This is a genomic window from Mucilaginibacter lacusdianchii (assembly GCF_009770985.1).
GTDB classification, from domain to species: domain Bacteria; phylum Bacteroidota; class Bacteroidia; order Sphingobacteriales; family Sphingobacteriaceae; genus Mucilaginibacter; species Mucilaginibacter lacusdianchii.
Genome location: NZ_WSRW01000001.1, coordinates 908611 through 922786, shown reverse-complemented (window position 1 = coordinate 922786; position 14176 = coordinate 908611). Strand labels below are relative to the sequence as shown.

The window sequence follows — 14176 nt, the reverse complement described above, 5'->3', positions numbered from 1 at the left end:
CACATAAAGCTATGTATACAAAAGTTATTCGAGCATTAATTTATACCCTGCTGCCCGCAGTATGTATAATAGTGGGCGGTGCGGCACAAGCACAAACCGTAAATGCCGATACGCTGCAAGTTACGCTGCCACAGGCAGAAGATCTTTTTCTGAAAAATAACTTAAGCTTAATTGCGCAGCGCTATAATATTGCCGATGCGCAGGCCCAAGTAATAACCGCCAAATTATTTAACAACCCGCAGATTGAATTACAACACGGTTTATATAATGGTGATAGTAAAAAGTTTTTTGACACCAGCCACCAGGGTCAGGAATATGAAGCTGATTTTTCGCAGCTGATTACTACAGCAGGCAAGCGTAACAAAAATATTCAACTGGCTAACCTGAATGTTCAACTGGCACAATACCAGTTTTTTGACTTGCTGCGCACCTTGCGCTATACCCTGCGTACCGATTTCTTTCAGATTTATTTCCAGCAGCAATCAGTCAAAGTTTATGCTGAAGAAATTAATTCGCTAAGCAAAACGCTAAAAGCATTTCAGCAACAATATGCCAAAGGCAACATCGCCCAAAAAGAAGTACTGCGCATACAATCGCAACTATACTCGTTACAAACCGAGCAGGCTAACCTGCAAAACCGTATCGACGATATACAAAGTGAATTTAAGCTGCTGTTAAAAACTGATCCAAAAGTTTATGTGGCAGCGGTTTATCAGCCTGATGGGTCTACAGCCGATACACTGCAAAAATATCCATATCAGCAATTACTTGATTCGGCTTATACCAACCGTGCCGACTTAAAAGCCCCGCACCGCAGTTGATTATAGCAATACAAACCTGAAACTGCAAAAAGCCAACGCCGTGCCTGATATTACGCTGGAAGCTGGTTATGATAAACAGGGTAACTACATCCGTAATTACAATTATGTAGGTATATCTATGCCGCTGCCATTTTTTAACCGTAACCAGGGCGCTATTAAACAAGCCCGCATTGCGGTTGATGCAAGCAAAACTCAACTGGAGTTACAGCAAGATCAGGTGCAAAGCCAGTTAGCTAACAGCTATCAAAGCGCAACTCGTTTGGATAGACTGGCCAATAGTTTTGACCCCGCTTTTAAAGGCGACTTTAACCACCTGATTGAAGAAGTAGCCAAAAACTATCAGCGTCGCAATATTAGTTTACTGGAGTTTTTAGACTTCTACGATTCATATAAAAACAATACCCTTCAAATTAATGCCCTACAGCAAGATCGCTTAAACGCCTTAGAGCAATTGAACTACGTAACCGGAACATCATTCTTTAACAAATAATATTCACCCGTCATGAATACAAAATATAAATTTTCATACCCTGTTTTAGTGGCTGTATTTGGGCTGGGTATTGGTGCCCTGAGTGCCTGCACGTCACACCCTGCTGAAGCACCTAAAAGTGACAAATTTGAGGTAACCGATACCTTACTGAATAGCCTGCTGATTGATACGGTAAAAGACGGCAGTGCACTGGCCGAAACCAACCTGAGCGGTAAAATTACGGCTGATGACAGCAAGATCGCTAAAATATTCCCGATGGTAAGCGGCGTTACCCAGAATGTGCACGTGCAGTTGGGCGATTATGTAAACAAAGGCCAGTTGTTGGGCACCATGCGAAGTGTGGAAATGGCCGGCTTTTCAAAAGATGTAATTGCGGCCGATGCTGACGTACGCAATGCCAAACGCAGCTTACAGGTAGCACAGGATTTGTACAAAAGCGGTTTGGCTGCCGAAAAGGATGTAGAGGCAGCACGTAGCGACTATCAAAAAGCACAAGCTGAAGCCAGCCGTTCGCATACGGTTTTAAATATCAATAAAGGTAACGCGGGTGGGTATGATATCATTTCGCCAATTGCAGGTACCGTAATTGAAAAGAATGTTACCAGTAATTCTGAAGTTCGGGCAGACAACAACCAAGCTATGTTTACCGTGGCCGACTTGTCGTCTGTTTGGGCAATGATTAATATTTATGAGTCGGATGTTGCCAGTATTCACACCGGTGATAATGTAAATATTACCACCTTGTCTTATCCTGATAAAGTATTTAAAGGGCATATAGATAAAATCTATAGCACTATAGATCCTGATAATAAAGTAATGCAGGCTCGTGTGGTTATCAACAATGCCGGTAATTTATTAAAGCCCGAAATGTTTGCCAACGTACAGGTGCAATCGCACAGCGGCGAAACTTTGCCTAAAGTAAACACCCGCAGCCTAGTGTTTGATAACGATCGCTACTATGTGGTGCTGGTGGATGGTAAAGCTCATGCCCGCATTCAGCCCATAACCATTGCTAAAAAGATTGATGATTATGCTTACATCAGCAATGGTTTAAAACCCGGCGACAAGGTAGTGGCTTCACGTCAGGTATTCCTGTACGAGTCGTTAAAAGACTGATTTTTTTACGCCCTTAGAAATTGAACAATGAACAAGATTATCAAATCCGTTCTGGCGTTTGCCTTAAAAAATAAATTCTTTATATTTTTTGTTACGCTGTTGCTGGCTGTAGCCGGTTATGTCAGCTTCAAAAATATAGCCATTGATGCTTTTCCGGATGTGACTAACACTTCGGTTACCATCATCACTCAATGGCCAGGTCGTAGCGGCGAGGAAGTGGAAAAATTCGTAACCCGTCCGCTCGAAATTGCCATGAATCCTGCCGAGCGCAAAGTTAGTATCCGCTCATCATCGTTATTCGGTTTATCGGTAGTGAAAATTACCTTCGATGATGATGTGGATTACAACTTTGCCCGCGTGCAGGTGAATAACCATATAGTAGATGCCGATTTACCTGATGGTGTAAAACCCGACATTTTACCACCATACGGCCCAACCGGCGAAATTTATCGCTTTACCCTAACCAGTAACCGCAAATCTGTTCGGGAACTGAAAACCATTATGGATTGGGTGGTTGATCGCGAAATTCGCTCTGTTCCTGGTGTTGCCGACATAAACAGCTTTGGCGGCGAGGTAAAAACTTACCAGATTACCGTTGACCCACGCCGTGCTTTGCAATACAATGTAACACCGCTAGAAGTGTACAATGCCGTATCTAAAAGTAACATCAACGTAGGCGGAGATGTAATTAAGCAAAGCGGTCAGGCATATGTGGTGCGCGGTATTGGTTTGTTAAATGATATCAACGATATCAAAAACATCATTGTTGATAACATCAACGGCACACCTATTTATGTAAAAAACATTGCCGACGTGGATGAAAGCAGTTTGCCACGCCTAGGCCAGGTTGGTCGTGATTTAGACCCTGATGTGGTTGAAGGCATTGTAGTAATGCGCAAAGGCGAAAACCCAAGCGTGGTTATCAGCGCCTTAAAAGATAAAATCAAGGAACTGAACACTTCCATATTGCCCGACGATGTAAAAATCAAAACCTTTTATGATCGCGAAAAGCTGGTTGATTTTGCTACCCACACCGTATTGCATAATATGTGCGAGGGTATCATCTTCGTAACCGTTATTGTGTTTCTGTTTATGGCTGATTGGCGTACTACCTTAATTGTATCGCTCATTATTCCGCTGGCTCTGCTGTTTGCCTTTATCTGCCTAAAATTAAAAGGTATGGCGGCCAATCTGCTATCCATGGGTGCTATCGACTTTGGTATTATCATAGATGGGGCGGTGGTAATGGTCGAAGGTATTTTCGTTGTGCTAGATCATCGAGCCAAAGAGGTAGGGATGGAGAAATTCAACCGCCTGAGCAAATTGGGTATGATTAAAGAGGCCTGCTTAACCAACGGTAAAGGTATCTTCTTCGCCAAGCTGATTATCATCACCGGTTTGTTACCTATTTTTAGTTTCGAAAAGGTGGAAGGTAAAATGTTCTCGCCGCTGGCCTGGACGTTGGGCTTTGCCCTGCTGGGTGCCTTACTGCTTACCTTTACTTTTGTACCGGCTATGGCCAGCGTGTTGCTGAAAAAAGATGTTCGCGAAAAACACAATAAGTTTTTAGAGGCCATTATTCGTAACGCCATGCGCATTTATGCGTTTTGCTTTAAAGCTAAGCGCCGTGTACTGCCGGTAGCCTTAATTGCATTGGTAGCAGGTTTGTTCTGTTTTAAATTTTTAGGTACCGAGTTTTTGCCAGAGTTGAATGAAGGTTCCATTTATGTACGGGCAACTGGTCCGCTGAGTACGTCACTGGATGAATCGGTTAAGATGGCTAATGAAATGCGCCGCATATTCCTGAGCTTTGACGAGGTAAAGCAAGTGTTGTCGCAAACCGGTCGGCCTAACGATGGTACCGATGCTACCGGCTTTTACAATATCGAGTTTCAGGTAGATATCTATCCACAATCAGAATGGAAACGCAAAGAAACCAAAGAGCAGTTGATTGAGCGTATGCAGGAAAAGCTGAAGCGTTTTCCTGGGCTGGATCTGAATTTTTCTCAGCCTATATCAGATAACGTAGAAGAAGCAGTATCCGGTGTGAAAGGCTCCATCGTGGTAAAACTGTTTGGTGATGATTTTCATTTCATCGAAAATAAAGAAGAGTCTATCTACAAAATCCTGAAAGGTGTTAATGGTATTACCGATTTGGGCATACTACGCAATTTAGGTCAGCCTGAACTGCAGATTAATCTGGATGAAAGTAAAATGGCCGTATACGGTGTAACCACTGCCGATGCCAATGCTGTAATTGAAATGGCGCTGGGCGGTAAAGCCGCTACTCAGATTTACGAAGGCGAACGCAAGTTTGATCTGCGCATCCGCTACCCCGAAGATTTCCGTAACAACGAAGAGTCTATTGGCGATTTGCGGGTGCCAACTCTTAACGGTAGTCGGGTACCACTGCGTGAAATATCCAGCATTCGTAAAATTATAGGTCCAAGTTTAATTTATCGTGATAATCATGAGCGTTATGGTGCTATCAAATTCTCTATCCGTGGTCGCGATATGGGTAGCACTATTCAAGAAGCGCAGCAAAAAGTAAATGCACAAATAAAACTGCCAAAAGGCTATCACCTGCAATGGGCCGGCGATTTTGAGAACCAGCAACGCGCTACTAAACGTTTAGCTCAGGTAGTGCCTATCAGCTTGTTAATTATCTTTTTCATCCTGTTCATATTGTTTGGCAACTTTCGTGATTCCTTACTGGTATTAAACAATGTGCCGTTTGCCATTGTGGGTGGTATATTGTCGCTGTTGATTACCGGTATCAACTTTAATATTTCGGCAGGTATTGGCTTTATTGCCTTGTTTGGTATTTGTGTGCAAAACGGGGTGATCTTAATTACCAAATTCAAATCTAACATGAAAGAGATGAGGCATCACCCCGAGCGCATGACTTTTGCCCAGGCCCTGTATCAAAGTGTGGAAGACCGTATGCGCGCCGTAATTATGACAGCCATGATGGCAGCCATTGGTTTATTACCTGCGGCGGTATCATCAGGCATCGGTTCCGAAGCCTCAAAACCTTTAGCTATTGTGGTGATAGGCGGTTTAATCACCAATACCATTTTCAACCTGTTTGTATTCCCAATAGTGTTTTATTGGGCGTATAAAAAACGAGTAGAAAGCGGCGTAGCTATACGCTAATATTTGTGTGGATATTAGCAAAGCCGGTACCTGCGGGTATCGGCTTTCTTTTAAAATAAAGTGTTTTTACAGAGTGGTTAATCGGAGGTTTCTCCTAGGTTAATTAGCAATTAAAATCATCAATTATAACTAAAGGGTGTAATAAGTTTATTTTATATTTGCCGAAAACAGTATCTTACGTTCTTATAAATCAATCTTAAATGCCACAAGCAGCTGAAGTTTTTAAAAATAAGCAAAGCGTTATTCTCGAATTATGGATGAAAAACCAATTATCTGATATTGGTTTACGTGACGATCTGATGAGCAATGAGGATTTGCGTGTTCAGTCGGAAGAATTAGTAGATGTTTTAGTAAGTAACCTTACAGAAGCAAATCTAAATGACCCACAGTCAATGGACTTTGAGCCGGTGCTGGAAATTTTAGCTGGAATATCGGTATCTCGGGCTAAGCAAGGCTTTAGTCCGCGCGAAACCGGTGCTTTTGTATTCAGTTTGAAAGAAGCTTTGTTTGAAGTTTTGCAGAATGAATTACAAAATGATGTGGCTACTTTGTATGAGCAAACTTTAAAGATCAGCCGTTTGGTTGATAACTTCAGTACTGTGACGTTCGAAACTTTTATCAGAGGACGTGAAGAAGTAATTTTGCGTCAAACTGACGAGATTGCTGAAATATCGACGCCGGTAATTCGTGTTTGGGATGGCATCTTGGCCTTACCTATCATTGGTACCTTAGATAGTGCCCGTACACAAGTTGTGATGGAAAGCCTGTTGCAGGAAATTGTAGAAACCAGCAGTAGTATTGCTATTCTGGATATTTCTGGCGTTCCGGCAGTTGATTCATTAGTGGCTCAGCATTTAATTAAAGCCGTAAGCGCTACCCGCCTCATGGGTGCCGAGTGTATCATCAGCGGTATCCGTCCTGAAATTGCCCAAACCATTGTGCATTTGGGTATCGATTTATCTAACATAGTTACCAAAGCCTCTTTAGCTAGTGCCTTGAAGTTTGCCTTCAATACTATGCGCCTGGAAGTGAGAAAAAAAGCTGGAGTAAGCGCTGAAAAATAATTTTAATGGACAGAATTCCTATCTTAAAAATGGGTCACTTTCTGTTGGTGACCATACAAGTTGATTTATATGACCGTTTGGCTATGGATCTGGAATCAGATTTGATTCGGATGGTTAATAAAACTGGAGCCAAAGGGGTATTAATCGATATATCTGCTGTAAGCATCGTCGATTCTTTCATGGGCCGCATTATAGGTAACATCGCCAGCATGTCTAAATTGCTGGACGCCGAAACCGTGGTGGTAGGTATGCAGCCGGCTGTAGCCATTACACTGGTTGAGTTAGGTTTGGATTTACCCGGCGTACATACTGCACTTAACGTAGAAAAAGGTATGGACTTATTAAAGGGAATGATTGTTGCCGATGATGTGGAAGAACTAGAAGAAGATGACGATACTGCCCTTAGCTAAGGACATATTAAAGGTTTATAAAGAACAGGATGTGGTTTTGCTGCGCAACCGGGTAAAAGAGCGTGCCGTAAAAATTAAAATGGGATTGGTAAACCAAACCAAGCTTATTACGGCAGCTAGTGAACTGGTGCGCAACATGCTAAGATATGGGGGCGGCGGTGAAGTTGTTGTTGAAGTGATTACCCGTGGCCGCGATAATGGTGTAAGGCTGGTATTTAAAGACCAGGGGCCTGGTATACCAGACATTAAAAAAGCAATGGCTGACGGTTTTTCGACCGGTAGAAGCTTAGGCTTGGGGTTGCCCGGAACTAAAAGGCTGGTAAACGAGTTTGACTTGAAAAGTGAAGTTGGTAAAGGTACTACGGTTACCATAATTAAATGGGCAAATGGTTGACGCTACACATATCAGCTATCCGGCTGATGATAGAAGTTACTACTCTTTATTAAAAAAAGAAATTCATAACAAGGCACAGGAAGCAGGCTTCAGCGAAAAAAAGTTGAATACACTTGATTTGGTACTGGCCGAAATGACATCAAACCTGCACAAGTATACCATTGGTGGCGAAATATTAGCCGGCATTTTAACGGATGCACAAGGCGATTACATGGAGCTGATTTGCATGGATAGCGGACCTGGTATTGCCGATATCAACAAAATGATGGTAGATGGCTTTTCAACTACCAACACTTTAGGTAATGGGCTTGGCAGTATAAAGCGGTTATCAGATAAGTTCGATATATTTTCTGTAAAAGGTTGGGGTACCATTGTATTAAGCCGCGTTTATAAAACTGAAGTTATTAATAAAAGATCTGGCGGTACCAATAATTTAGAGATCAGACCGCTGGTGATTGCCAAAACAGGTGAGCAAGTAAGCGGTGATGCCGTATTCTATCGGGCATCGGGCAAAAATTTGAAACTAATGCTTGCAGATGGCTTAGGGCATGGCAAGGAGGCTAACCAGGCTGTAAATGGAGCCGTCCAGGCCTTTATAGAATCTTACCAAGACAATCCGATTGAGCAGCTTCGTTACATTCACCAAAAAATTCGTAAAACCAGGGGGATGGTAGGCACGGTTGTTAATTTTAATCTGGAAAGTAAAACTCTGGAAATTGCCGGTATTGGAAACATCTCTGCAAAATTTTTAGGTTTAGGTGGCGATAGTAAAAATCATATTTCTTATAATGGTATTATAGGGCACAATATTCCCAATACCATGAATAGTCAGCAAATAACATTTTCAGATTATAATTTGCTGATTTTGTGTTCAGACGGAATCAAATCCAGATGGGATATTGCTAAATACCAGGGTATACATAAATGCGATTCTTCTATATTAGCCGCTGCCATTTATAAAGATTATTCCCGCCGGACAGATGATACATCGGTGGTTGTAGTAAAATTGAAATAAACATGCTCGAAATATCAAGTATAACCCTGGATAATGAAATGGATTTGCCGCTTACGCACAAAAGAGCGGTGAGTATAGGCCAATATCTGGGGTTGTCTATATCAACTCAAACCACGTTTGCTACATCTGTTGCCGAAGTTTGCCGGGTAGTGTTGGAAAAAACGTTTGATAATGTTTTATCTTTTTATCTTGAATCAGATTCGGTTCGCTGGTTTTTGATTGCTTCTATCAAGTCAGCCGACCAAAGTATAACCGAAAGAAGTGAAGAGCTGAAATATGCCCGACGCCTTATTCCTGTATTAAATGTAAGCACAGCCGGAGAGCATACGGTGATAGAACTTCGATTAGGCATGCCGCGTAATTTACAAATTAGCAGAACAAAAGCTAATCAACTCATTCAATACATGAAAGAGGCAATGCCGGTATCGCCCTATGAAGATATTAAACAACGTAACCAGGAATTATCTAACCTGGCCGAAGAACGTGAAGAGCAGTTGCGCTTATCTACTATCTTAAATAATAAAAAGTCAGAATTCTTATCCATTGCCAGTCATGAACTGCGCACACCGCTTACCGTAATCAAGGCTTATGCTCAGGTTGCCAAATCTTTGCAAAATAAAGACCCGGAGCGTTTGAGTGAGTATCTGGATAAAATTAGTCAGCAGGCCAGTAAGGTTAATGTGCTGATACAGCAATTGATGGATTTATCCAAAATTGAAAATGATAAGGTAGATTACCGGATGGAAAATGTAGAATTTAATAAATTCTTGTCTGATGTGTTGTCTACTATTGAGTTTTCTTATCCTAATCATTCCATTGCACTGCATTCTTCTAATCCTATTTATCTATCACTCGATAAACTCCGTATCGAGCAGGTAATTATTAACCTAGTTGGTAACGCTGCCAAATATTCGGCTGCTGGTAAAAGCATTACTATTAATGTTGATATAAGTGTACCTAATAAAGTTACCGTATCTGTTGCCGACGAAGGGATGGGTATTTCTAAAAAAGATTTAGCTAAAATATTTGATAAGTTTTTCCGGTCTGATGATGTTACCCAAAAAGTAGCTGGTTTAGGCATGGGGCTTTACATTACCACAGGGATTATCAAAGAGCATAAAGGAAAAATTTGGGCCGATAGCGTAGAAGGGCAGGGCTCAACCTTTTATTTTTCATTGCCATTGGCCGGATAAGGCCAGTTTTTAACCACTTTACACATACAGGTAATACATTGTAAGTGTGTATGTTTTAAGTGTATTAATTTATCTTTACGAAAGGAACAAAGTGTTTTGTTTTTCGTATAAGGCAAAAATACGCTTAGTTAACAATCCATTATACATCATTATAATAAAAGCTTGTATGATAAAAATTTTACATTACATTGCTGTAGGGTATCAGCAATATTCCGAACATCTTACTGAAGCAAACTCCTTTTGCTGTAACAACTAGTTGTGCTTTTTAACTATTAGTTACGCTTAATACATAGCCATATAATAAGCTTGTGCCCCGTAATAATCGTTGGTCACAGCATGCAACTGTAACTTCAGGATATGATAAAAAACTACTTACTTAAGGTAGCCTTATTGCTTGCTTTATTATTGCAAGTATTTACCAAAGCATCCGCACAGTATGCCATTGGCGGATCGGCTGGTCCAAACCTATATAATTCCGTTTACTGGCTTACTTGGGACAAAAATTTAACCGGCTCTACACTGATATCATCACCCGATGGGGCAGATGCTCAGCATGTGTTGGAAGGAAAGTATGTATGGCAGTTTTCGCCCACAGTACGCATTACAGCAACCATTAGTAATTTAACAACTACTAATGGCCCCATGATGTCCTATACTCCCGGCGACTACTACGCCGACGGACTGGATTTAATTTATTCCGGTAACAACAAGCCCAAACCTGATTCCAGAGGTGTTCCTGCCTCCGGACTGGCTGCAAGCTATGGCGGTACCACCAATTTTAACATTGATATTATTGTTGAAATTTATATCAACAACCAGTGGACGAATGTCTCATATCCAGGTATGATCATTGCCGACGCGGAGTCGATTGATATTGGCGGCGAATACATCACAGGTACCACCCCTAATCCTATTGCCTGGCAATTGCTGAATAAAAGAACGCAAAACATGTCGGGTGATGACCATTATAAAATGGAACTGTCTAACGGTGGCAAAACGTTCAGATTGTTTGCTGATCTGGCTCCGGGTAACTTTGGGGTGCAGGCCGTAATGTTTGCGCGCGGTGCACATACTTTAAACAATGTAGGTATGAAGGGATCGGGTCTTACAGCAATGGCTATTGGCTTTGTATTACCTTTTGATTTGGGCGATGATCCGTTGGGCTATGGTATAACAGGCAACTACATCGACGATTTTCAAATGACGGATTACTTTGCTGGTGATGGCATTTACCCGGTTGTAACCTATAATACCACCGATTTGATACCCAAAGCCAATGTATACATCGGCGCCAATAATCTGGATCCCGACGGGCAACCGGTAGGTACAGAGAGTGCCAATAATGATGACACTGTTGGCAATAATGACGAAAGTACGCTTACCCCAACTACTTTACCTACTGTAAAGGTAAACCAGGCTGGCGATATTGTATTAAGATTGCCGGTTACCAATAATAAATCGGTACCGGCCACACTATATAGTTGGCTTGATTTTAATGGCGATGGCATATTTTCAATTGATGAAGCGCTGCAATATACTGTTCCTGCTAATACAGTTAACCAAACTATTACAGTAACTTACCCTAATGCCCGCTTTGCCGGTAAAATAAAGGTTGGCACGTTATATACACGTTTCCGCATCACTACTACACCTTTGCTGGATAACCCGACAACAGCTGCCGACGAGCGCAGCACTTCATTTGCTGCCGATGGCGAAACGGAAGATTATCGTTTTAAAGATATTACTGGCATAACTATTTCCGGTACTGTAGTAAACGACGGTAATGGTGCGTCTGATGGTGCTATTGCCGGCACAGGTATTCAGGCTGTTGCAGGTGCACCTTTATATGCCTATCTGGTAGATAACACCGGATTGGTTATTGCTCAGGTACCTGTTGGAACTGATGGTACTTATGCATTTCCAAATGTTAACAATGGTAACTATACCGTAGCTATATCTACCAATAACGCACCTGTGGGTAGCCCGTTATCAGCAGTAGCGGCAAATTTACCAAACGGTTGGCAACCATCGGGGGCAAGTTATGGCGTTAACAACGCTGGTCATACCGGTATTCAGGCCGGAACACCAAACTTGCAGGTTCAGGTATCTACACCAGGTACTAGTTTAGATATAAGCGGCATAACTTTGGGCGTGGCGCAAGGGCCAACAGCAAAATCAGATACTGCAACCACTGCCGTTGGCAGGCCAGTGGTAATTAACGTGCCGGCCAATGATACCGATGCCGACGGTAGCATTAACGTAACTACCGTACAACTGGTTGACCCTGCTGACAATGCAAAGAAAAATTCGGTAACCATCCCTAACCAGGGAACATACACCGTAAATACAACTACCGGCCAGGTAACCTTTACACCGTTACCAACCTTTGTCGGTAAAACTACGCCGATAGCTTATACTGTTAAAGATAATTTAGGCAATGAAAGCTTAAATACATTGATTTATGTAAACGTAAGACCAGCTGGTGTGAACGACAGCGGTATTACACCACTAGACGTACCCATAACTACTACTGTTAAAGCAAATGACGGTGTAAGTGCAAACGGCACCACGGTTACTGCAACTGCAGGAGCACATGGTACCACAGCGGTAAATGCTACCGGTCAGCTGGTTTATACACCGTCACTTGGTTATGTGGGTTTAGATACTTATACCTATACGCTTACTACTGCCGATGGATTGGTATCAGATCCTATCACCGTAAACATCACCGTGAAGCCGGTTGGTGCAAATGATATTGAAACCACACCTATTAATACGCCCGTTACCACTACTGTAAAAACAAACGATGGGCCAAGCGCAACAGGTGCAACAGTTACAGCAACCCCCGGTACGCATGGCACAGTTGTAGTTGATGCTACAGGCCGTATCACTTACACGCCAAACCCTACTTATATTGGTAAAGACATTTACACTTATGTGTTAACCACCCCGGATGGTGCTGTGTCGGATCCCATCACGGTAACGGTAAACATTAAGCCGGTTGGGGTGAATGATCAAATAAGTACCTTGGTTAACACACCTGTTACTACCGAGGTAAAGAACAACGATGGGCCAAGCGGCATTGGTACTGTTGTTACACCAACACGAGGTGCGCATGGTGCTACAACAGTTGATGCCTCAGGACATGTAATCTACACGCCAGATGCTGGTTATACCGGTATAGATACGTATACTTATACCCTGACTACACCCGATGGCGTAGTGTCTGATCCTATCACGGTAACGGTAAATATTTATTCTTCAACACTAAGCTTAACCAAGGTAGCTACCAATGGTGTCAGTAAAGCGGGTGATATAATAAATTATAACCTGGTGGTAAGAAACACCGGCAGTGTAGTGTTAACAAATGTATCAGTAACCGATATTGGTGCCGATGCCGGCTCTATTACACCTGCCACAATAGCCACTTTGCAACCGGGGGCCAGTACAACGGTTACCGCCAGGCACACTGTTACCCAAGCCGACGTAAATGCAGGTAGCTTTAGTAACCAAGCCAGCGTAAGCGGCCGCGATCCGAACGGTAATGTTGTTACTAAAAACAAATCGGATAACCCTGCTACCACAGCGGTTGATGATCCAACGGTGGTGGTTATCACTACTCCAGGCGCTATAAGCTTAACCAAAACCAGTGTGTTTAATGCGTATTATATTACGTATACCTTCACCATTAAAAATACCGGTAACTCGGTTTTAAATACGGTTTTACTTACCGACGCCAAACTGGGGATGAATAACTTTCCGGTAACTATACCGGCCAGCGGTTTGCAGCCGGGTGCTACGGTTAGTCTTACATCCAACTATACCCTTACTCAGGCCGATAAAGATGCGGGTACTGTAGTTAACACCGCATCTGTAACCAGTGTGGATGCGGGTGGTAACACCGTTGGCAATACAGCGGGCACTACTACTACCTTTGCCAAATCGCCAACTGCTGGTAATGATGCGGCATTTACCAGCGTAAACAAATCAGTTGTTATTCCAGTGCTCACAAATGATAATTCGGGCAACAGTAATTTCGATTTGACGGGCATTGAAATCATTACGCAGCCTGCACATGGTACTATTACCACCAATGTTAACGGAACGGTTATTTATACGCCTAATCCGGGTTATTCTGGTGCCGATATCTTTACTTACCGCGTAAAAGATTTATATGGTTTTTACACCAATGTGGCTACCGGTACCATTACTATCAACTCGGTATCATTGCTGAATGTGCCTACATTGTTTACACCAAACGGTGATGGCGCTAACGATACTTTCGAAATTAGGGGGCTGGAACAGTTTTCGGAAAACGAGTTGGTGATTGTAAACCGCTGGGGTAACGAGGTATACCATTCTACCAATTACAAAAACAACTGGACAGGTGAAGGCCTCAACGAAGGCACTTACTATTACATCTTAAAAGTTAAAGAAAACGACTGGCAAGTAATAAAAGGTTATATAACACTATTGAGAACGGTAAAAAGATAAACGATGATGCTTTTCAATTGGTG

Annotated in this window: 10 protein-coding genes; all 10 read left to right on the top strand. The window is 42.4% G+C overall.

The window, feature by feature from the left end; all coding sequences use genetic code 11:
- Nucleotides 1–11: 11 nt before the first annotated feature.
- Nucleotides 12–821, top strand: a complete 810-nt coding sequence (locus GPM24_RS04190; protein WP_158825475.1) for a TolC family protein — start codon at nucleotides 12–14, stop codon at nucleotides 819–821.
- A gap of 40 nt (nucleotides 822–861) precedes the next feature.
- On the top strand, nucleotides 862–1311 hold the full coding sequence (locus tag GPM24_RS04185; protein ID WP_158825474.1) for a TolC family protein: 450 nt from the start codon (nucleotides 862–864) through the stop codon (nucleotides 1309–1311).
- 12 nt (nucleotides 1312–1323) lie between these two features.
- Nucleotides 1324–2427 (top strand): efflux RND transporter periplasmic adaptor subunit, encoded by a 1104-nt coding sequence (locus tag GPM24_RS04180; RefSeq protein ID WP_158825473.1) that lies wholly within the window; start codon nucleotides 1324–1326, stop codon nucleotides 2425–2427.
- A 27-nt stretch (nucleotides 2428–2454) separates the two neighbouring features.
- Complete coding sequence (locus GPM24_RS04175; RefSeq protein ID WP_158825472.1) at nucleotides 2455–5583, top strand: efflux RND transporter permease subunit; 3129 nt, start codon at nucleotides 2455–2457, stop codon at nucleotides 5581–5583.
- A 200-nt stretch (nucleotides 5584–5783) separates the two neighbouring features.
- Nucleotides 5784–6647, top strand: coding sequence for an STAS domain-containing protein (locus tag GPM24_RS04170; protein WP_158825471.1), 864 nt, complete (start codon nucleotides 5784–5786; stop codon nucleotides 6645–6647).
- Nucleotides 6648–6652: 5 nt separating this feature from the next.
- Nucleotides 6653–7057 (top strand): STAS domain-containing protein, encoded by a 405-nt coding sequence (locus GPM24_RS04165; protein ID WP_158825470.1) that lies wholly within the window; start codon nucleotides 6653–6655, stop codon nucleotides 7055–7057.
- On the top strand, nucleotides 7035–7451 hold the full coding sequence (locus tag GPM24_RS04160) for an anti-sigma regulatory factor (RefSeq protein WP_158825469.1): 417 nt from the start codon (nucleotides 7035–7037) through the stop codon (nucleotides 7449–7451). Before GPM24_RS04165 ends, GPM24_RS04160 begins: the two co-directional genes overlap by 23 nt.
- Nucleotides 7444–8466, top strand: coding sequence for a SpoIIE family protein phosphatase (locus GPM24_RS04155; RefSeq protein WP_158825468.1), 1023 nt, complete (start codon nucleotides 7444–7446; stop codon nucleotides 8464–8466). Before GPM24_RS04160 ends, GPM24_RS04155 begins: the two co-directional genes overlap by 8 nt.
- Nucleotides 8467–8468: 2 nt before the next feature.
- A complete protein-coding gene (locus GPM24_RS04150; protein ID WP_158825467.1) occupies nucleotides 8469–9659 on the top strand; it encodes a sensor histidine kinase in 1191 nt (396 codons plus the stop codon).
- Nucleotides 9660–10016: 357 nt separating this feature from the next.
- Nucleotides 10017–14153, top strand: coding sequence for a CshA/CshB family fibrillar adhesin-related protein (locus tag GPM24_RS04145; protein ID WP_158825466.1), 4137 nt, complete (start codon nucleotides 10017–10019; stop codon nucleotides 14151–14153).
- The last annotated feature ends 23 nt before the right edge of the window (nucleotides 14154–14176 follow it).

Excerpts from the sequence above, each read along its gene's own strand:
- GPM24_RS04190 (WP_158825475.1), top strand. The coding sequence starts at position 12 with ATGTATACAAAAGTTATTCGAGCATTAATTTATACCCTGCTGCCCGCA.
- GPM24_RS04180 (WP_158825473.1), top strand. The coding sequence starts at position 1,324 with ATGAATACAAAATATAAATTTTCATACCCTGTTTTAGTGGCTGTATTT.
- GPM24_RS04175 (WP_158825472.1), top strand. The coding sequence starts at position 2,455 with ATGAACAAGATTATCAAATCCGTTCTGGCGTTTGCCTTAAAAAATAAA.
- GPM24_RS04170 (WP_158825471.1), top strand. The coding sequence starts at position 5,784 with ATGCCACAAGCAGCTGAAGTTTTTAAAAATAAGCAAAGCGTTATTCTC.
- GPM24_RS04165 (WP_158825470.1), top strand. The coding sequence starts at position 6,653 with ATGGACAGAATTCCTATCTTAAAAATGGGTCACTTTCTGTTGGTGACC.
- GPM24_RS04160 (WP_158825469.1), top strand. The coding sequence starts at position 7,035 with ATGACGATACTGCCCTTAGCTAAGGACATATTAAAGGTTTATAAAGAA.
- GPM24_RS04155 (WP_158825468.1), top strand. The coding sequence starts at position 7,444 with ATGGTTGACGCTACACATATCAGCTATCCGGCTGATGATAGAAGTTAC.
- GPM24_RS04150 (WP_158825467.1), top strand. The coding sequence starts at position 8,469 with ATGCTCGAAATATCAAGTATAACCCTGGATAATGAAATGGATTTGCCG.
- GPM24_RS04145 (WP_158825466.1), top strand. The coding sequence starts at position 10,017 with ATGATAAAAAACTACTTACTTAAGGTAGCCTTATTGCTTGCTTTATTA.